Source organism: Rubellimicrobium rubrum (genome assembly GCF_006152115.1).
GTDB lineage: Bacteria > Pseudomonadota > Alphaproteobacteria > Rhodobacterales > Rhodobacteraceae > Rubellimicrobium > Rubellimicrobium rubrum.
The window spans coordinates 42,951-62,237 of the sequence record NZ_VDFU01000014.1; the positions used below are offsets into that span (position 1 = coordinate 42,951).

A 19,287-nucleotide genomic window follows, 5' to 3' on the forward strand; every position below is an offset into this window, starting at 1 on the left:
ATGAACCTTCAGGGTAAGCGCGCGCTCGTCATGGGCGTCGCCAACAGCCACTCCATCGCGTGGGGCATCGCCAAGGCGCTGCACGAGGCAGGCGCCGAACTGGCCTTCACCTACCAGGGCGAGGCGTTCGGAAAGCGGGTGGCCCCGCTCGCAGCCAGCGTTGGGTCGGACTTCTTGGTGGATGCCGACGTGACCGACGACGCTTCGCTCGACCGCGCCTTCGACCAGGTGGCCGAGCGCTGGGGCGGGCTCGACATCCTGATCCACGCCATCGCCTTTTCCAGCAAGGACGAGTTGCAGGGCCGGTTCATCAACACGAGCCGCGAGAACTTCAAGACCTCGATGGTCATCTCCTGCTACTCGCTCATCGAAGTGGCGCGTCGCGCCCGCCCCTTGATGCCGCAGGGCGGAAGCATCATCACCCTGACCTACCAGGGTTCGAACCGTGTGACACCGCATTACAATGTGATGGGCGTGGCCAAGGCCGCGCTGGAATCCGCCGTGCGCTACCTCGCCAACGACCTTGGGCCCGAGGGGATCCGCGTGAACGCCATCTCTCCGGGTCCCATGAAGACGCTTGCGGGCGCGGCGATCGGCGGCGCGCGCGCGACCTTCCGGCACACCGAGGCGAACTCTCCGCTCCGTGCCAACGCCACGCTGGAGGCCATCGGCGGAACGGCGGTCTGGTTGTCCTCCGAGGCGGGCTCCTGCACGACAGGCGAGGTCGTGCGCGTGGATGGAGGCTTCCACGTGCTGGGCATGCCGCAGGCCGATCAGCTCTGACCTCCCGGTCCTTGGACCAACTGCCGGTCCCGCCAGATGAGCCAAGGCCCGCTCCAGCCCAAAGGCTTGCCGCCGTTCCGCTTGGCCGGCTCGCGGACCTCCTCTAGGGTCGCCCAAGGAGGAGCCCTCATGTCCCAGCACATCTTCGTCAACCTGCCTGTCGCTGACCTGTCCCGCGCCCGGTCCTTCTATGCCGCACTGGGCTTTTCCTTCGACGAGCGGTTCTCGGGCGAGACCTCCGCTTGCGTCGTGGTGTCCGAGCAGATCCACATCATGCTCCTGCTCCGCGAGTACTTCGCGACCTTCACCCCTCGTCCCATGGGGGAGCCAGCGCGTGACACCTCGGTCCTGATCGCGCTGTCGCGCGACTCGCGCGAGGCGGTGGAGGCCTTCATGCAGGCGGGCCTGAAGGCCGGGGGCACCGACAATGGCAAGGTGCAGGACTTCGACTTCATGTACGGGCGCTCCATCTCGGACCCGGACGGCAACGTGCTGGAACCCATGTGGATGGATGTCACCGCCTTTGAGCGGACCCTGGGGGACGAGATCAACAGTGCCGTCGACGCCTGATGCGGGTCGCCGTCTTCGACGCCTATGGCACGTTGTTCGACGTGGGCGGGGCCCTGCGCGCGGCGGCCGAGGCTGAACCGGAAGCGCCTTGGGCCACTGACTGGGCGGCGTTGGCGCGGAACTGGCGACAGAAGCAACTGGAGATCACTTGGCTCCGTGCCGTGGCGGGTCACCATGCCGACTTCGCGCAGGTCACCGCCGACGCTCTCGACTGGACACTCGCCCGCGCGGGCCTCTCCGATCCGGATCTGCGCGCCAGACTGCTCGACCTTTATGGTCGCCTGCCACCCTACCCCGAGGCGCGGGCGGCCGTGGAAGCCGTGGCCGCCCGCGGGCTCCCTTGCGCGATCCTGACCAACGCGACCCCTGCGATGGTCACGGGCCTGCTCGACGCGTCCGGTTTAGGGCCTCTCTTCGGTGAGGTGCTAACCGTCGAGGAGGCGGGCGTCTTCAAGCCTCACCCTTCGGTCTATGCCCTTGTCACGGCCCATTACGGGGTCGCGCCCGATGAGGTCCTGTTCGCATCGGCCAACGGGTGGGACGCGGCCGGAGCCTCGGGCTTCGGGTTTCAAACGGCTTGGATCAACCGCGAGGGGGCTCCGACGGACCGGCTCTGGGCCAAGCCCTGGCGCGAGCTATCCTCCCTGCGGGGCATCGCGGGACTGATCGGATGAGCTACGCATTGGCAGGCGACGGCGCGCGCTTGTTCTACACGGACGAAGGCGCGGGGCTGCCCGTGCTGGCCTTGGCCGGACTGACCCGAAATGGCGGCGACTTCGACCACCTCGCCCCGCATCTGACGAATGTGCGCCTGATCCGGCTGGACGCGCGGGGACGTGGCAGGTCCGACTGGACAGGACCATCCACCTATTCGATCCCGCAGGAAGCGGCTGATGTCGTCTCGCTCCTCGATCACCTGAACCTGCCCAAGGTCGCCATCCTTGGCACGTCGCGCGGGGGGCTCGTGGCGATGGGGCTTGCTGCCACGGCAAGGGACCGGCTCCTAGGCGTCGCCCTCAACGACGTGGGGCCGGTGATCGAGGCCAAGGGCTTGGGCGTCATCGCGGGCTATCTGGGCCGCCGCCCTGCCCAGCCCACCTGGGAGGAGGCAGCCCGCACCCGCGCCAAGCTTTGGACCCACTTCCGCGACGTCCCACACGAGCGGTGGCTGCACGAGGTGCGCAACCACTACGAGGAAACCCCCCACGGCCTCCTCCTGCGCTACGACCCCCGCCTGCGCGACGCGTTCCTGCCCGACGAAGGCGCCCCTCTGCCGGATCTTTGGCCCTTCTTCGACCTGCTGGCAGGCCTCCCGCTCGCGGTGATCCGGGGCGAGACCTCGGACATCCTGTCCCCCGAGACCTTTGCGGAGATGCAGCGCCGCCGCCCCGATATGGTCGGCACCGAAGTCCCGGGACGCGGTCATGTCCCGTTCCTGGACGAGCCCGAGTCGCTGTCCGCGATCCGGGCCTGGCTGGACCTCTGTCGCGGGGCCGCTGCCGCTCCGGCCTGATGCAGGAAGGCCAGGAAGCGCGCAGACCTGCTGGCCACGCGGGTCAGGCCAGGCTAGCTCCGCCCCATGCGCTCTCCTTTCGTCTTCATCATGGCGGTCATGTTCCTGGACGCGGTCGGGATCGGGCTCGTGTACCCGGTGATGCCCGATCTCATCGCACAGATCGAAGGCGGGTCGATCGGGAACGCCGCGCTCTGGGGCGGGCTGCTGGCCACGGCCTATGCGCTCATGCAGTTTCTTTGCACGCCGGTGATCGGGGCGCTGTCCGACCGCTTCGGGCGGCGGCCGGTGCTTCTGGTCGCCTTGGCGATCATGGCACTGGACTACCTGGGCAGCGCGCTGGCGCAGTCCATGGGCTTGCTGCTGGGGCTGCGGGTGCTGGCGGGCATCACCGCCGCGACTCACGCCACCTGCAACGCGGCCATCGCCGACATCACCCCGCCCGAGCAGCGGGCGCAAAGCTTCGGGCTTTTGGGCGCGGCCTTCATGGGGGGCTTCATCCTCGGACCGGTCATCGGCGGCTTATTGGGCGAACTCGGCCCCAGGGCGCCGTTCTGGGCGGCGGCAGGGATGGCTGCGGCAGGCTTCGTCATCGGCTGCTTCATCCTTCCCGAGACGATGCCCCGCACGGCTCGCCGGCCGTTCGGGCCTGGCCGCGCGAACCCTTTGGGTGCGATCCGGTCGGTCGCGCGGCTGCGGGGCGTGGGTCCTCTGCTGGTCGTGCTGGCGCTGACTGAACTCGCTTTCCTGTCCTATGGCACGATCTGGGCCTATTGGGGCAAGGCAGCCTTCGGCTGGTCGCCAACCGAAACCGGCCTCTCGCTCGCGGCGTTCGGGATCGCCGCCGTCGTCGTGCAAGGCTGGGGCATACGCCTTTACCTGCGTTGGTTCGGAGAGCGGGGAACGATCCTTTACGGCTTTGTCTGGAGTTTCGTCACCTTCCTGGTCTTCGCCGCGCTGCCGCCGACCGAATGGGGCGGCTGGCTGGCCATCCTGCTTTGCCCCATCTCGGCGCTGGGCGAGGTCGTGATGCCAGCCCTTCAGGGCCGCATCTCGCGCCTTGCGCCGCCTGACGCGCAGGGCGAGGCGCTGGGGGTCGTGGCTTCGGCCCGCTCGGGCGCTCAGGTCTTCGGGCCGCTTCTGATGACGGGCATCTTTGCCTGGGGGGCCTCGGTGCCGGGCGGGTATCTTTACGGCGCGCCCTATTACCTCGGCGCCGTGCTGATCGTCGTTTGCTTCATCCTGTTCCGCCGCGCCGAGGATCACGAACCTGCGCCTGCGACGTCCTAGGTCAGTTTCTTCCCTGCGCTCGAACCGGGCCATAGGCAGGATCTAGGCCATGACACTCGACAGCCTCGACGTCGTCGTGACCTCCCCGCCCGCGCCGGGCTGAGGAGGGCGGTACTGGATCCTCGTGAAGCTGTCCTCGGACACCGGGGCCGTGGGACGGGGCGAGGTTATGCCGCTGCCGTGAGCCCGGACGCGATGCGCGCGGTGGTTCATGACGTCTTCTCGCGCCATATGTCGGGCAGGAATCCGGAAAACGTGGAGTTGATTTTCTGCCGAGCCTATTCGGCAGAGTTCACCTAGCGCCCTGATCCAACAGTCATGGGGGCGTTCTCCGAGCTCGAGATCGCCTGTTGGGACACGGTGGGCAAGGATCAGGGACGCCCGGTGCACGCCCTTATCGGCGGGCGAGTGGACGACCGCATCCGCGCCTATACCTACCTGTACCCCACCCGCCCGGACCATCGGCTTCCGTGGTTCTGGGCCGATCCGGGTCAGGCAGCCGAGGCGGCGCTGGACACCGTCGCACGGCGCTACACGGCTGTGAAGTTCGACCCCGCCGGCCCCTACACCATCCGCTCAGGCCATATGCCGTCGATGGACGACATCGACCGGTCCGCCGACTTCTGCCGCTTCATCCGAGAGGACTTGGGCGACCGCGCCGACCTGCTCTTTGGCACGCACGGCCAGTTTTACACCGCCGGGGCGCTCCGCATGGCCGCCGCCATCGAGCCCTGGTCGCCCCTGTGGTACGAGGGGCCGGTGCCGCCGGACCACATGAAATCCTGGCCCAGGTCGCCCGCGCGCTGGCGATCCCCATCGCCACCGGCGAGCGCCTGACCACCAAGCGCGAGTTCGCCCGGGCCCTTGCCGCCGGGGCCACGATCCTGCAGCCGGCTCTGGGGCGCTCGGGCGGAATCTGGGAAAGTCGCAAGATCGCCGCATCGGTCGAGGCCGCCAGTGCCCAGATCACGCCGCATCTTTACGCTGGACCGGTTGCATGGGCCGCGAACATCCAGCCCGCCGCCGCCATCCCCAATCTCCTCATGGCCCAAACGATCGAGACCGACTTCCACGCTCGGCTGATCAAAGGCACGATTCGCGTGGAAGAGGGTTTCATCCGTCCGAACGCCCTGGCCTTGGCATTTAGGTAGACGAGGACGTGGCCCGCGCTCATCCCTTTACCGGCACGGGCCTGCACCTCCAGATGCATGAGGCCGAGGTGGACTACCGCAGCGATACCATCTTGGAAGGAGGAGCACCGAGAGAGGCGTGACTGACGCGGCGGTCGGCGCAGCCGCTAAGGACGCGCCTCTCGGCTTCATAAGGCAGGTCCGGAACGCCACCGATCTGCAGATGACTCCTGACATTGCCAAGATCATCAACAGCGCCCCTGATCGACATTATCCATCGCCCGACCCGATGGAGAGGCGGCACGAGGGGCAGGGATCGGCATCAAGGACGGCTTGTGTCTGGCGATCCCACGAGGACTCGAACCTCGAACCTGCTGATTAGAAGTCAGCTGCTCTATCCAGTTGAGCTATGGGACCGCTGCCCCTCCCCTACCCTGTCTTGCGCCGCAGGAAAAGCGCCGGGAACGCGAAGCGGGCCTTTCGGGTTGGGGCGGGTCAACCCCGGAGGAGGCCCCCATGACACGCAGTCCGATCCTGGCGCTCGCGCTTGCCGCGCTTGCCGCGCCTGTAATCGCTCAGGACGCCACACGTCCGGCCGAGAACCAGCCCCAGACCGAAAGCCAGGAAACCCGTCCGACCAACCAGACGAGCCAGGAAACCACGGAAGGCCTGACCGAGCAGCAGGCCGCTGCCGACCAACCCGAGGACGCGATGCCCGCCGGGCAGGAAAGCCAGGGTGGAACCGGTGGCCTCGTGGACGCAGAGGGCAACGAGATCGGCAACGTCTCCGTTTCGGCGACCGCCTCGGGACATGCCTTGGTCCTGGTCAACGCGGAAGGCCTGCCCGAAGGCATCCACGGCATGCACCTGCACCTTGTAGGGGCCTGCGAAGGGCCAAGCTTCGAATCGGCCGGGGAACACATCTCGGGTGGGAAGGAGCACGGGGTCATGACGGACACCGGCCCTCATCCGGGCGACATGCCCAATGCCCAGGTGGGCGCGGATGGGGTGCTGAACCTGGAAACCTTTGCCATCGGCCTGAGCATGGACATGGTGTTCGACGAGGATGGCAGCGCGCTGATCATCCATGCCGACCCGGACGACTACACGACGCAGCCGGGCGGCAACTCGGGGGACCGGATCGCTTGCGCCGTCATTCAAGCCGCACCTGGCACCATGAGCGATGAGACCACCGACGCCTCGGTCGTAGGGGGCGAGGCGGCCGGGGGCGACCTGGACGAGGACGTTCAGGACGGCAACGAAGGCGCGCAAGCCCAGGACCCCGCGCTTGAGGACGGGGCCGAAGCCCAGCAGGACGAAGCGCAGGAAGGACAAGGCGACAACGGCGAAGCCGCCTCGGAGTGATGCGGCTCGGCTGAACGTTCGGGGGGCTCCGAAGCGGGCCCCTCGGCCTCAGTGCGTCCAGGGCTGGCGGCGCGAGGAGGAGAAATTCTCGCCGTAGCCACCCGGACGGATGTTGGCCTTGCGCGGCTGCTCGGGCTGCACCACGACCTCGATGCCGTGCTTGAGGGCGTAGGCCAGCGCCGATTCCTTGCTGTCGAAGGTGATCCGCACTTCGGTCTGCATGTCCGAGGAGGCGGTCCAACCCATCAATGGGTCGATATGCCTCTCGGAGGCGGGCTCGAAATCGAGCACCCAGTCGCCCTTGATCTCGCTCCCGATCTGGGTGTTGTTCCGAGGCATCTTGGTGATGCGTCCGCGCATGGTGTCATCTCCTCAACCGGTCCGGGGCCTTGTGCCGCAGGGGCGTCCCGCACGCAAGCGTGCCGCTTGCACCGGAACGAAAAGGGACCAAATATAGGGACCTTCCCCCACGTCCGGTCAGCCCCATGCACAACAACGCGCCCGAGCAAATGCCGATCCTTTTCGGCCCCAGGAAACCGCTCGCCGAAAAGCGCGAGAAGCTGGAAGGCGGCAAGCGGTTCGTTCTGAAGACCGACTTCGATCCCGCAGGCGACCAGCCCACGGCCATCGCCGAACTGACGCGCGGCATCGCCGAGGGCGAGCAGAATCAGGTCCTGCTGGGTGCGACGGGCACGGGCAAGACCTTCACGATGGCCAAGGTGATCGAGGAAACGCAGCGCCCCGCGATCATCCTTGCCCCCAACAAGACGCTCGCGGCCCAACTTTATGGGGAGTTCAAGGGCTTCTTCCCCGACAACGCGGTGGAATACTTCGTCAGCTACTACGACTACTACCAGCCCGAGGCCTACGTGCCGCGGTCGGACACCTTCATCGAGAAGGAGTCGCAGATTAACGAGCAGATCGACCGGATGCGACACTCGGCCACCCGGGCGCTGCTCGAACGAGACGACGTCATCATCGTGGCCTCGGTGTCCTGCATCTACGGCATCGGCTCGGTCGAGACCTACTCGGCCATGACGCAGGACTTCTTCGTGGGCCAGCCCTACGAGCAGCGGAAGGTCCTCGCAGACCTCATCGCCCAGCAGTATCGCAGGAACGACGCGGCCTTTGCGCGGGGCTCCTTCCGCGTGCGCGGCGACGCGCTGGAGATCTGGCCCGCGCACCTTGAGGACCGCGCCTGGCGCCTGTCCTTCTTCGGCGACGAGCTGGAGTCGATCACCGAGTTCGACCCTCTGACCGGTCATAAGGAAGGATCGTTCGACCGTATCCGCGTCTACGCCAACAGCCACTACGTGACCCCACGTCCGACGATGGCGCAGGCCATCAAGGGCATCAAGGAAGAGTTGCGCGTCCGCCTCGCCCAGCTGGTCGGAGAGGGCAAGCTCCTCGAGGCCCAGCGGCTGGAGCAGCGCTGCACCTTCGATCTGGAGATGCTGGAGGCCACCGGCGTCTGCAACGGCATCGAGAACTACTCGCGATACCTCACCGGCCGCCAGCCCGGCGAGCCGCCACCCACGCTGTTCGAGTTCATTCCCGACACTGCCATCGTCTTTGCGGACGAATCCCACGTCTCGGTTCCCCAGATCGGCGGCATGTACCGGGGCGACTTCCGCCGCAAGCTGACGCTGGCCGAGCATGGCTTCCGCCTGCCCTCCTGCATGGACAACCGTCCCCTCAAATTCGAGGAATGGGATGCCATGCGCCCGCAATCCGTCTTCGTCTCGGCCACCCCGGCGGCGTGGGAGCTGGAACAGGCGGGCGGCGTCTTCACCGAGCAGGTCATCCGGCCCACCGGCCTTATCGACCCGCAGATCGAGATCCGGCCCGTCTCCATGCAGGTGGATGATCTGCTGGACGAGATCCGCAAGGTCAGCGCCGCGGGGTTCCGCACCCTCGTCACCGTGCTGACCAAGCGCATGGCCGAGGACCTGACCGAGTACCTGCACGAGCAGGGCATCCGCATCCGGTACATGCATTCGGACATCGACACCATCGAACGGATCGAGATCCTGCGCGACCTGCGCCTTGGCGCCTTCGACGTGCTGGTGGGGATCAACCTGCTGCGCGAAGGACTCGACATCCCCGAATGCGGGCTCGTGGCGATCCTCGACGCCGACAAGGAGGGCTTCCTGCGCTCGGAAACCTCGCTCGTCCAGACCATCGGCCGCGCCGCGCGGAACGCCGAAGGCCGGGTCATCATGTACGCCGACCGCATCACCGGCTCCATGGAGCGCGCCATGCGCGAGACTGAGCGTCGGCGCGAAAAGCAGATGGCCTACAACGTCGAGCACGGGATCACGCCGCAGACGGTCAAGAAGAACGTCGAGGACGTGCTGGCCGGCCTTTGGAAGGGCGACACCGACCAGGCGCGCGTGACGGCCAAGGTGGACCGCATCACCAGCGGCTCGAACCTCAAGGCGGTCCTCGACGGCCTCCGCGCCGACATGCGCAAGGCCGCCGAGAACCTGGAATTCGAGGAAGCCGCCCGCCTGCGCGACGAGGTCAAGCGTCTGGAAACCGTGGACCTCGTCCTCCATGACGACCCGATGGCGCGGCAGCAGGCTGTCGAGAAGGCCGTGGAGGATGTGGAGAAGGCCAGCGGGCGCAGCACGGCTGGACGACCCGGGCAAAGAGGGGGGAATGTGAAGAGGAAAGGGAGGCGGTGAGCTTTGGTCCTAGACACCTCTAAACTTACAATACACGAAGAAATAATCGATGTAGCGACATACTCTAGGTGTTGCTGCAGGATTGAGGCGTTGCGGATCAGTGAGGACGGTAAAGAGATTGGCAATGCGGCAGCATCGGGTTTCTATTGGACGCATGCGGGTAATCTCTACCTAGTAACCAATTGGCACGTCGTTACCGGAGTCAATCCTGATACTGGCATTAGCTTGGGCCCTTTCAGCCCAAACGCATTGCGAGTAACCTATTTTGCAGAGCGGCGAGTTACTGAGGACAGCGAGACCAGCCCGTATGTTCTTGCCTCGTTCAGCGCGATCATAGAACTGGACCCTCATGATCCCATTCAGGGCTGGTTAATCCATCCAAAAGGGAAGACGATTGATCTTGCAGCGCTTCAAATCGCTTGGGATCAGGATACAGGCTATTACCCCAACTGCCTAGATTTAACAGAACTGACACTTGAAACATCTAAAGAGGTTGGCGATGATGTATTCATCATCGGATTTCCTGAGGGCTCATCGTTCAACAGAAGACTTCCAATGTGGAAGCGCGGGTCCATCGCAACCGACCCCGGCCTAAGCCAAGATGGGAAACCTCAATATTATGTAGATACAATTGGCAATGCCGGACTGTCAGGTGCCCCTGTGATCCACGTTCGACAGCAACTTGATTCCTACGATGCGGAGTTGGGAACTCGATACAAGCTGTCCAAGAAGACAGCATTTGCTGGAGTTTACGCCGGACGACTTGGAGATAGCGGTCTTAGATCCCAGATCGGACGGGTGTTTCACCCTGACACCTTAGCGCAAATTTTTGAAGGCTTGTAGCAAACGGTTGGGTGGTCGCAGCCTACCCGATGCTTTCTTTCCCCCAGCTCTGCGTATGGCGCTAAGATCCGTTTCTCGAACACCCTCTGGGCACCCTGCCCCCTCAATACACCCCTCCACCTCATACATCACTGACTATAAACCCCGGCACAGCGCGTTGTTGGCGCGCCTCCGTCCCACCCTGCTCGGGCAGCCTCGCACGTTATCGGCCGAAAACAGGCCCCCCGCCACCGGCAGGGGGCCCCTCTCACTCCTCAGTCCCGGTCCCGATACGCCCGGCGGCGCTGGCCCCGTCCTGCGAACTTCTTGACGATCCACCCGACCGCCAGACCCTTGAGAATACCTTTGAGCATCGCTGCATCCTTTCATCGACATTGTCGTCCTGCCAACGAAACGCGCGGGTCACCGGATGGTTGCGAACAACCGGCCGCCAGCCAGCCGTAGGATGGGACCGCTCCGATCAGTTAAAAGGTGGTGGCAGGACAAGGACCCGCGCTGTCAGAGACCCGCAGCGTGCCTCAATACACCCCCTCCACCTCATACATCACCGGCTCGAACCCCCGGCACAGCGCGTTGATCGCGCGGTTCCGCTCCCGCATCTCGGGCGTGCGCAGCATAGCCTGATAGTCCTTGCGGCTTGCCCACTGGGAGTAGTTGCACACCCGCGTCCGGGCGTCGTTGACGTGGAGCGCCGCGCTTAGGAAGCCCGGCTGCTTCGAGATGCATTCGGCAAAGGCCGCCTGCAGCGCCTCGATCAGGTCGAAGGCCGTGGCGGGCGTGGTCTCGAAGGTGGTGATGATGGTCTGTCCGCTGAAGTCCCGACGGATTTCTGGCATGGCGGCCTCCCCTGACGACCCAAGGATGCCACGCCGGGCGTTCGGTCGCCAGCATGGGTTGAAGCCTCCGCGCACCCTACGTCACAGCCTCTTCCCTTCCACCGCACTCGCCTGCCTCACCCACTCCGCAAACAGCCCCTCATCCAACGCCTCCTCCCCCCACATCGTGACACCGCACCTCCGGCATCTTCGACGGGCCCGGCGGCGGGGGCTCCAGCCGCGCGCCCTTGAAGAACGTCACCTTCACGGTGCGGTCGAAGCAGTGGAGGCTCAGGAACCACGTCCCCGGCTCCACCCCGTAGAGCGGCGACTTCCACTTCACTGCCTTCCGCACCCCCGGCACCGACTCCACGATCAGCGCATCGAGCCGCCGGGCAGGTCTCCCTTTCACCCCGGAGCCGCTGCGATCCAGGCCTGCACCGGCCGATCGTCCTCCCCTTTGGGATATCTGCGGGTTGCCCCCGGACAGGAGACGAGGCGCGGCGTCGTCCGTCCGGTCCGTGGGTCGGGGCGCGTCTTGGCTCATGGCGTTGTCCCCAGAGGCCCGCGCCATGCTAGGGCAAGAGGCCCCCTCCGGGCCAGCGCGGAACCCTGGGCCTGTCCGCTTCGTTCCCATCTGCAATCCATCGGGAGAAGCCATCATGTCCAGCGAAGACGACCACGCCAAAGGCACCGCCAACAACCTTGGCGGCAAGGTCAAGGAAGGCTTGGGCAAGCTGACCGGCGACAAGGATCTGGAAGCCGAAGGGCATCTCGATCAGGCCAAGGGCAAGGGCCAGCAGGCGCTTGGCGACATCAAGGATGCCTTCAAGAAGTAAGGGCGTGGCGGGTGCCCAGATCCGCTTGGCCTCCGCTGTCGGAGAAGTCGATGTCCCAGGCCGGCAGGACCTCGGCCACAGAGGCCAAGGCCCTGTTGTGCTCCGCGATGACCTGCTCTGCTGTCGCACCTTCCCGGTCGAAGGTGGAATGCGCGTCCCCGGCCAGCACCACCCGGTAGCCCAGGTCGGCGGCGGACCGCACGGTTGCCCTGATGCAGCAGTCGGTCTGGAGACCGCAGACCACCAGACGGTCGATGCCGTGGCCATCCAGCGCGCCCCGCAGCCCGGTCCCGTCAAAGGCCGCCGGCCGGCTTTTCGTGAAGCGAAGGTCATGGGCCTTCGGACGCATGGCCTCGTGCAGGTCGCCATACGGCCCAACCTGACTGTCCGTGATCCAAACCACGGCCGCACCCGCGGCCCGTGCAGCCTGTTCCAGGGATGTTACACGATCGAGCAACTGTTCCGCGCCCCAGGTCTCCTCCTCGATCAGGCTCCGCTGCACGTCCACGATGAGCAAGGCGGTCGGCATGTCGTCCTCCGGTCCGGGCCGACGAACGGTAGTCCCGGCCTGCGCCGTCGCGCAAGCCGCAGAGCACCATAGCGTCGCCGTTCGGCCGCCAGGCGGCGGGCGCCCCGCCCGTAAGCTCACCCGTCAGAAGTCGAAGATGTCGCCCAGAAGGCTCTTCTTCTTTTTCTTGCGGTAGTAGTCGTCATCGTCGCCGCGCCGATAGTCGCCCCGATACTCCTCGCGCCGGGGCTCGCGGGGCTCCTCGCGGCGGACCTCGCGCACCGGCTCCTGCAGCTGGACGGGCGGCACGGCCCGGTCGACGATCTTGTCGAGTTCGCCCCGGTCCAGCCAGACCCCCCGGCATTGCGGGCAGTAGTCGATCTCCACCCCGGACCGATCGGTCATCACCAGGGTGGCGCCATCCACGGGACATTTCATGGGCTGTTCTCCTTGCCGGTTCCGATGGAGGTAGGAAGCCCGACGCCTTGCCGCAAGCGTCCCTGGCCGCGATGGCACCGCGTGCTATGCCAGCAGGATCCATGCCGAACGCCGCTCTCATCCTCGGTGCCGCCGTCTGGGAGGGCCGACGCCCCTCGCCGACGCTCCGGCGTCGGACGCTCCACGCGGCCGCGCTCTGGCAGCGGGGAGAGGTGTCGTGGCTGATCCCCTGTGGCGGGCTTGGACGGCATCCCCCGACCGAGGCGGAGTCCATGCGCGCGTTGCTGCTGGAGGCGGGCGTGCCGGCAGCTGCGATTCGGCTGGAGGACCGTTCGACCAGCACGCACGAAAACATCGCCCTGGCCCTGCCGATCCTGCGGAACCTCGGCGTCGCGACGGCGGTGATCGTCACGGATGCCACACATGCGCCGCGGGCGCGGCTGATCGCGCGAGGGCTGGGGCTGAGGGCGACGACGTCTTCGCCCCCGCTCTGGGGCGGGCACCTCCCCAGTGTCATCCGGCAAGCCCTGCGCGAGGTGCCCGCGACGGCGGTGGCGATCTGGCGGCTCTGGCGGCGCTAGGAGAGGCCTTGCGAAGGTCCGTCCGTGGCGGCACGGTCCGTTCATGGCCAGCGAGCGCATCGACCCGATCCGTCCCACCACCGACGAGGCGCGGGCCCTTGCGCGCAGCCTGCTTTACGACGCGCGGCACGGCGCCCTGGGCGTGATCAAGCCCGACACTGGATCCCCCATGGTGAGCCGCGTGGCCGTGGGCTGGGATGGTGAGGCGGCCTTGGTGCTCGTGTCCACCCTGGCCCACCACACACGCGGCCTTTTGGCAGATCCGGCGTCCTCGCTCCTGGTAGGGGAACCCGGCCCCAAGGGGGACCCGCTCACTCATCCGCGCGTGACGCTGATGACCAGCGCCGAGCGCGCCGACAAGGTCGCCCACCGCGACTCCTGGCTGGCCTCGCATCCCAAGGCAGCGCTCTACTACGACTTTGCGGATTTCCTGATGATCCGGCTTGTGGTGCGGGTGGCCCATCTGAACGGCGGGTTCGGCAAGGCCTTCCGGCTGACGCCTGACGATCTACGCGGCCCGCCCAGCGCCGCTTGACACGGCCGGTGGCAGAGTCCACATACGCCGCCGTGGGGTCGTAGCTCAGTTGGGAGAGCGCGTCGTTCGCAATGACGAGGTCAGGGGTTCGATCCCCCTCGACTCCACCAGCCCTCCCAAAGAATCGTCCAGCGAACCAAGACGGGGTTGCCGCCGCGCTTCCTGGTCTGAGGGTGCAAATGGACCGCCTCAGGCGGCTTCATCGTTCCATTATCCGGCACAATGATCGAATCCGGCGATGGATTGACCAAGACGCCTCAAAAAAACACGATTCAGGACAAATGACTTCCAAGGTTCACGCGCATTTTGGTCGCACAGGACCTGCGGCGGCATCGTGCTGACCGCGCGGTCCGTTCGCCTCGCCTCGCAAAATGGGGCGCAGGCGCAATCGAGGGGATGAATCGTGCTGGACGCAGGGCCGACGATCGGCAACGCGGGCGGGTCAGAACAGTGCCACGCTGGCCCGATTGCGGGCGGGCGTCCAAGGCACCGATCCCATCCGGACGCGCCTCCGTTCCATCCGATCCGCTCTGCAGAACGCGCTTCACCAAGGGGCTCGACGCCATGAACGACTTCGCTTCCACGACCGGCTTCCAAGACGGCGAGCCGGCCGACGCCGCTTGGGCCGACGGCACCGCACAGGCCCTCCTTTCTCTGGGAACAGAGAAGCTGAGCAGCCTCCGGCAGGAGAAGGCGTCTCTGGCCAGCGTGATCGAAGGGCTTTTGTCCGCGGCGGACGACCGATCCCGCGACAAGCTCCGCGCCCTCGAGGGGGAGCTCAAAGCCCACTCGGCCACGATCACGGTGGTGGGACAGGTCAAGGCGGGCAAGACCTCGGTCATCAACGTGCTGACGGGTCTGCCGGGCTTTCTGCCTTCGGACGTGAACCCCTGGACTTCGGTGGTGACCACCGTCCACGTCAACAAGCCCGCGCCCCGTGGCAACATCAAGGCCAGCTTCCAGTTCTTCGAACGCGACGAATGGGAGCGACTGATGCGAGGCGGCGGCCGCCTGGGCGAGATGGCAAAGCGCGCCGGTGCCTCGGACGAGATGCTACGCATCGAGCAGCAGCTCATGGACGTGCGCCGCAAGTCCCAGGACCGGCTGGGCCGCAACTTCGAGCTCCTGCTCGGACAGACCCACAACTACGACCGCGCCGACACCGCGCTCATCGAACGCTATGTCTGCATGGGCGACCCCGACGCCATCGATGCTGAGTTCTCGCGCCAGGGCCGCTTCGCCGACCTGACCCGCGCAGCGGACATCTATGTCGCCCTGCCGCAGTATCCGTTCCCTTTTTCGCTCCAGGACACGCCAGGGGTGAACGACCCCTTCCTGATGCGCGAGCAGATCACGCTCCGTTGCGTTCGCAACTCGGAGCTCTGCATCATGGTGCTGAGCGCGGCGCAGGCTCTGAACACCGTGGACCTCGCGCTGATCCGGCTCCTGTCTACGCTGGACCGCCGCCAGTTGATCATCTTCGTCAACCGCATTGACGAGCTCGAGAACCCAGCCCAGCAGGTCGAGGAGATCCGCACCTCGCTCGACGCGACTCTCAGGAAGCATGGTATCGGCAGCGTCACCGACATCGTCTTCGGCTCGGCCAAATGGGCCGAAGCGGCGCTGACGGGGCGTCCCGGCGACCTGCCCGAAGCCGGTCAGCAGGCCCTTCTCGACTGGGCCAAGGTGGCCGACGTGCCGCGGGACAATCCCGACCCGTCCATGTCGATCTGGCACCTGTCGGGCATCCCGGCGCTGATCCGGGCCATCGGGGACCGCGTGGCCGAAGGATCGCCGCATCGCCTGATGCAGAAGGTGCGCCGCGATCTCAAGAACGTGGTGGCGCAGTCCTACGCCGGCCTGCTGGGCGAAGGCGGCCCTACGACCGGGGTCGAGGGCGTCCATCTGACCGAGGCGCAGATGCAGGCCCGTATCAGGGCCCTCGTGCAGGATCTCCAGGCCGAGCTTCGCCGCGACACCACCGAGATCCTGCAGGAACTCCGCACGCGTTTGGGTGCGGCCAGCGAGCAGTTCGTCGAGACCACCGTGGCGGCCATGATCCGGCACATCGAGGTCTATGGGATCGAAGGCCAGTGGGAGTGTGACCCCATGCGCCTGCGGGTGCAACTGCGCGCGGCCTACATGGGCTTTGCGCGGTCGATCCGAGCCTCCTCCCAGCGGATCCTGGCGCGCGCCGCCCGCGAGATGGGCGATCTTTATCACGAACTCCTGGGCGAGCCCGGAAGGACGCTCAAGCTCGAGGCTCCGATGGTACCGCAGATCCCCGCCCCCGTGGCGATCGGCAAGACCATCATCGTGGACCTTCAAGGCGGCTGGTGGAAGCGCTGGATCAAGATGCGGCGCGGCGCCAAGGCCTTTGCGGGCGAATACCGCACCCTTATCGCCAACGAGGCCCATTCGATCGTGTCCGAGATCGAGGAGCAGCAGGTCAGCGCCGTGGATGCCGCCCTTCGCCGTACCTTGCAGGAGTTCCTGGACGAGCACTCGGAAACACTGACGGGCATCGCCAAGGCCGGCCGCGTGACGCAGGCGGGCCTTCGCAGCGCGATCGGGGCGGACCGGCATTCGGCCCTTCGCAAGCAGCTCGACGTGGCAACAGCCGCGCTGGACGCCGGAATAGATCAGCCCCTCACCGCCTGACCCGGAAAAGAGGACCAGAATGTCCAAGACCGAACAGACACGCTCCGTTTCGGCGGAAAAGCTGGACCGCCTCTCCGCCTGGGCCCGCCGAAAGCCGCGGATCGGCCTGATGGGAGAGTTCAGCTCGGGCAAGTCGACGCTGCTGAACCTCCTGATCGGGGAAGACCTGCTCCCCACCAAGGTCACGGCGACTGAACTGCCTCCGGTCTGGTTCAGCCACGGACGGCCCCGCGCCTTCTGGGTCGATCGCCATGGAAGGCGCCATCCGCTCGGCTTCGGGGAGTTCGGAGGCGTGCCGATGTCGGCCCGCTGCGTTCGGGTGTTCACCCCTTCCCCGATCCTTGAGCGCTGCGACATCATCGATACGCCCGGCATCTCTGACCCCAATCTCGAGGAAGACTCCTGGCGGTTCGCCGTGGGGCAGTCGAACTTCATTCTCTGGTGCACCCCAGCTACGCAGGCCTGGCGCGAGACCGAACGCTCCACCTGGATCTCCTTGCCCGAGAGGCTTCGCACCAACAGCGTGCTGGTCGTCACCCGGGCCGACAAGCTCGTCAATGACACCGACCGCGAGAAGGTGACCCGTCGGCTGTCCCGCGAGACCTTTGGCCTGTTCGGCGGGCTGGTGCTGCTGTCGAGCCTGGATGCCGTCCGGGGCAAGGCCGAGCTGGCCCGAACGGGCGGGGCCGATACTTGGGCTCGAAGCGGCGGCGCGGAACTCGACACTCGCATCGAAGCGGGGCTGCGCTCGGTCTCCGCCGAGCGGCTGGACCTGCTTGAGCGTTACGTCTCGACCGGCCCGGCTCGGCCCCGACCGACACCGGTCGCAGCGCCGCCGGAGGAGCCCCCGATGATCGCTGCGCCAGCGTCGCGCGTCCTCGGCACGGCCGAGACGATCCAGCCCCGCCGGGTCGAGCGGAACCGGACTCAGGCCCCCGACCGCCGGTTCCTGTTCCAGCAGGAGCCGCCAAGCGCAACAAGCCTGGCCGAAGCCGACCGGACCCGACTGGACGACGGCAGGCCGCTGCTGCTCGATCCGCGCTGGACCGAGTCGGTCCATGATGCTTCGGCCCTGAGCGAAGCCAGCCAGCCCATCGTCATCGCTTTGGGCGAGGAATATGCCGCCGTTGCTGGGTTGGGCCTCGATGTTGCCGCCGGCAGGGCCGTGAACCCGGTGCAGCCCGACCTTGTTGCCGAGGACGACTCGATCCGCGCCGTCCTGGCCGCCATGGCGGCTCCTCGGGAGGAATCAGAGCCGGATCAGCCAGCGCGGGAAGCGCCGCTGCCGCGCGCTGTCCGCATCTGGCGGAACATCATCCGGCAGAACCCGGAAATGCCCTCGAATGACCCGGTTCTCGCCATGATCGACCAGCTTCTTCACGAGTTGTCGCACGATGATCAACTGCTGGGTGAGAACGGGCTTGGACTGAAAGACACGGTCGAGAAGAACCGAGCCGCCTGACATCAGGCATCCAGACGAGGAGGGAGGGTCCAGAGTGAAGCTGTTTCAGAAGATGGGCGCGGCGTTGCCAAGCGCCAAGAAGCTGGTTTCCGGCCTGCTGGACGAGAGCCAGCCACCCGTTGAGGAGGATCAGGGGGGCTTCGGCCCACCAGGAGGCGTGCTCTGGACGACGCCCCTGGACGTGCTGTCGGACCGCCCCAAAGCGGGCCTCCCAACCCAGTCCGCCATCAACGCCCCCCTGCCAGAGCCTGCTCCGGCCCTGCCTCCAGACTCCCCTGATCGTTCCGAGGCCCTGGAACGCACGGGCCTGCTGTGCACGGATATCGAGGCCACCTCCGAGATCGGCGGCTTCATCGGCGCCTGCCTCGTGGACAGCGGGTCGGGCCTTGTGCTGGCCGAAACAGGCGATGGTCGGATCGACATGGAAGCTGCCGCGGCTCTCAACACGCAGATCGTCAGGGCCGAGCACGAGGTGATCGAGGTGCTCGACCTCGACGATCATATCGAGGACATTTTGATCACCATGGGCAAGCAGCTGCACTTCATCCGCCCGCTCGAGAAATCCCCTGGCGTGTTCCTGTATGTGGCCTTGGACAAGAAGCAGGCCAACCTCGGCATGGCCCGCATGCAGGTCGGCAGGATCGAGAGCACTCTGAAGATGTGACTCGGCCCGGGATCGTGCCGCTACCTCCCTCCCGCGACCGGTCCTGTCATCGGGAGAAGCCCGGGCAGGACCAGCCAAGGGCCACTTGGCTCCATGCGCCGCGGATTCGAAATCCCCTTCGACCGCCGGCCCAAAGTCTGGCGGTTCATCGCGAAACCGAGCTGACCACCATTCCCCTCCCCCGCACTGGAAAGGACGCATCGTGTCGACAGATATCGCAGCCACCACCGAGATCGCCGGCTTCATCGGGGCCTGTCTTGTGGACAGCGAGTCCGGCCTGATGCTCGCCTCCGAAGGGGGTGGCAAGATCGACATGGAGGCCGCTGCAGCCCTCAACACCCAGGTCGTCAAAGCCAACCTCCAGGCCATCGAGACCTTGGGCCTCAACGACGGGATCGAGGACGTCCTGATCACCATGGGCAAGCAGCTGCACATGATCCGCCCGCTCGAGAAGGCTCCGGGCGTGTTCCTTTACGTTGCCCTGGACAAGAAGCAGGCCAATCTCGGCATGGCCCGCATGCAGGTCAAGAAGATCGAGGGCGGCCTGAGCCTCTGACCTGCCGAGTGGGCGCAATGGTATCCGTGGTCGAGGTGGGGATGTCT

The 19,287-nt window shown here is 66.2% G+C and carries 20 protein-coding genes, 2 tRNA genes and 1 pseudogene; 17 read left to right on the forward strand and 6 right to left on the reverse strand.

Going from position 1 to position 19,287, the window contains the following annotated elements; genetic code table 11:
* From FHG66_RS12400 to FHG66_RS12425, 6 genes and pseudogenes are all read left to right on the forward strand, one after another.
* Complete coding sequence (locus FHG66_RS12400; protein ID WP_139077219.1) at positions 1-783, forward strand: enoyl-ACP reductase FabI; 783 nt, start codon at positions 1-3, stop codon at positions 781-783.
* Between the two features lie 129 nt (positions 784-912).
* Complete coding sequence (locus FHG66_RS12405; RefSeq protein WP_139077221.1) at positions 913-1,353, forward strand: VOC family protein; 441 nt, start codon at positions 913-915, stop codon at positions 1,351-1,353.
* Positions 1,353-2,027 (forward strand): haloacid dehalogenase type II, encoded by a 675-nt coding sequence (locus tag FHG66_RS12410; protein WP_139077223.1) that lies wholly within the window; start codon positions 1,353-1,355, stop codon positions 2,025-2,027. The genes FHG66_RS12405 and FHG66_RS12410 overlap by 1 nt, the downstream gene beginning before the upstream one ends.
* Positions 2,024-2,866: an alpha/beta fold hydrolase gene (locus FHG66_RS12415; protein ID WP_139077225.1), complete on the forward strand. Its 843-nt coding sequence runs from the start codon at positions 2,024-2,026 to the stop codon at positions 2,864-2,866. Before FHG66_RS12410 ends, FHG66_RS12415 begins: the two co-directional genes overlap by 4 nt.
* 66 nt (positions 2,867-2,932) lie before the next feature.
* Positions 2,933-4,156: a TCR/Tet family MFS transporter gene (locus FHG66_RS12420; protein WP_139077227.1), complete on the forward strand. Its 1,224-nt coding sequence runs from the start codon at positions 2,933-2,935 to the stop codon at positions 4,154-4,156.
* A 49-nt stretch (positions 4,157-4,205) separates the two neighbouring features.
* Positions 4,206-5,429 (forward strand): annotated as a pseudogene (locus FHG66_RS12425) (mandelate racemase/muconate lactonizing enzyme family protein).
* A gap of 197 nt (positions 5,430-5,626) precedes the next feature.
* On the opposite strand, the gene FHG66_RS12430 reads toward FHG66_RS12425, so the two are convergent.
* Positions 5,627-5,703, reverse strand: a tRNA-Arg gene (locus FHG66_RS12430).
* A 99-nt stretch (positions 5,704-5,802) separates the two neighbouring features.
* On the opposite strand from FHG66_RS12430, the gene FHG66_RS12435 reads away from it, so the two are divergent.
* The gene (locus FHG66_RS12435) at positions 5,803-6,651 is read left to right on the forward strand and encodes a superoxide dismutase family protein (protein WP_139077229.1); all 849 of its coding nucleotides are present in this window, start codon (positions 5,803-5,805) and stop codon (positions 6,649-6,651) included.
* 48 nt (positions 6,652-6,699) lie between these two features.
* Here the strand turns inward: FHG66_RS12435 and FHG66_RS12440 are convergent, their stop codons facing one another.
* On the reverse strand, positions 6,700-7,011 hold the full coding sequence (locus FHG66_RS12440; RefSeq protein ID WP_139077231.1) for an NADH dehydrogenase ubiquinone Fe-S protein 4: 312 nt from the start codon (positions 7,009-7,011) through the stop codon (positions 6,700-6,702).
* A gap of 149 nt (positions 7,012-7,160) precedes the next feature.
* Between FHG66_RS12440 and uvrB the strand changes: the two genes are divergently transcribed.
* Complete coding sequence (uvrB, locus tag FHG66_RS12445; protein ID WP_246082586.1) at positions 7,161-9,338, forward strand: excinuclease ABC subunit UvrB; 2,178 nt, start codon at positions 7,161-7,163, stop codon at positions 9,336-9,338.
* Between the two features lie 90 nt (positions 9,339-9,428).
* Positions 9,429-10,181: a S1 family peptidase gene (locus tag FHG66_RS12450; protein WP_176556238.1), complete on the forward strand. Its 753-nt coding sequence runs from the start codon at positions 9,429-9,431 to the stop codon at positions 10,179-10,181.
* Between the two features lie 518 nt (positions 10,182-10,699).
* Here FHG66_RS12450 and FHG66_RS12455 read toward each other — a convergent pair.
* Both FHG66_RS12455 and FHG66_RS12460 read right to left on the reverse strand, forming a co-directional pair.
* Positions 10,700-11,017 carry an antibiotic biosynthesis monooxygenase family protein gene (locus tag FHG66_RS12455; RefSeq protein WP_139077237.1) on the reverse strand — a complete coding sequence of 106 codons (318 nt, stop codon included), beginning with the start codon at positions 11,015-11,017 and terminating at the stop codon, positions 10,700-10,702.
* 139 nt (positions 11,018-11,156) lie between these two features.
* A complete protein-coding gene (locus FHG66_RS12460; RefSeq protein ID WP_246082579.1) occupies positions 11,157-11,543 on the reverse strand; it encodes a DUF1801 domain-containing protein in 387 nt (128 codons plus the stop codon).
* A 115-nt stretch (positions 11,544-11,658) separates the two neighbouring features.
* Between FHG66_RS12460 and FHG66_RS12465 the strand changes: the two genes are divergently transcribed.
* Entirely contained in the window at positions 11,659-11,835 is a 177-nt protein-coding gene (locus tag FHG66_RS12465) for a CsbD family protein (protein WP_139077240.1), read from the forward strand.
* On the opposite strand, the gene FHG66_RS12470 is transcribed toward FHG66_RS12465, so the two are convergent.
* Together FHG66_RS12470 and FHG66_RS12475 are read right to left on the reverse strand one after the other, a co-directional pair.
* On the reverse strand, positions 11,825-12,364 hold the full coding sequence (locus FHG66_RS12470) for an isochorismatase family protein (RefSeq protein ID WP_139077242.1): 540 nt from the start codon (positions 12,362-12,364) through the stop codon (positions 11,825-11,827). The genes FHG66_RS12465 and FHG66_RS12470 overlap by 11 nt on opposite strands.
* Before the next feature lie 123 nt (positions 12,365-12,487).
* The gene (locus FHG66_RS12475) at positions 12,488-12,781 is read right to left on the reverse strand and encodes a TFIIB-type zinc ribbon-containing protein (protein ID WP_139077244.1); all 294 of its coding nucleotides are present in this window, start codon (positions 12,779-12,781) and stop codon (positions 12,488-12,490) included.
* Between the two features lie 101 nt (positions 12,782-12,882).
* Between FHG66_RS12475 and FHG66_RS12480 the strand changes: the two genes are divergently transcribed.
* The 7 genes from FHG66_RS12480 (at position 12,883) to FHG66_RS12510 (ending at position 19,240) form a co-directional block, all read left to right on the forward strand.
* Positions 12,883-13,362, forward strand: coding sequence for a YdcF family protein (locus FHG66_RS12480; protein ID WP_139077246.1), 480 nt, complete (start codon positions 12,883-12,885; stop codon positions 13,360-13,362).
* Between the two features lie 43 nt (positions 13,363-13,405).
* Positions 13,406-13,897: a HugZ family pyridoxamine 5'-phosphate oxidase gene (locus tag FHG66_RS12485; protein ID WP_139077248.1), complete on the forward strand. Its 492-nt coding sequence runs from the start codon at positions 13,406-13,408 to the stop codon at positions 13,895-13,897.
* Between the two features lie 34 nt (positions 13,898-13,931).
* Positions 13,932-14,007 (forward strand) — tRNA-Ala (locus tag FHG66_RS12490).
* A gap of 454 nt (positions 14,008-14,461) precedes the next feature.
* On the forward strand, positions 14,462-16,558 hold the full coding sequence (locus FHG66_RS12495; protein WP_176556239.1) for a dynamin family protein: 2,097 nt from the start codon (positions 14,462-14,464) through the stop codon (positions 16,556-16,558).
* A 19-nt stretch (positions 16,559-16,577) separates the two neighbouring features.
* Positions 16,578-18,020, forward strand: a complete 1,443-nt coding sequence (locus tag FHG66_RS12500; RefSeq protein ID WP_139077252.1) for a dynamin family protein — start codon at positions 16,578-16,580, stop codon at positions 18,018-18,020.
* Positions 18,021-18,054: 34 nt separating this feature from the next.
* Positions 18,055-18,684: a roadblock/LC7 domain-containing protein gene (locus FHG66_RS21905; RefSeq protein ID WP_218013842.1), complete on the forward strand. Its 630-nt coding sequence runs from the start codon at positions 18,055-18,057 to the stop codon at positions 18,682-18,684.
* 202 nt (positions 18,685-18,886) lie between these two features.
* Complete coding sequence (locus FHG66_RS12510) at positions 18,887-19,240, forward strand: roadblock/LC7 domain-containing protein (RefSeq protein ID WP_246082580.1); 354 nt, start codon at positions 18,887-18,889, stop codon at positions 19,238-19,240.
* Positions 19,241-19,287 lie beyond the last annotated feature (47 nt).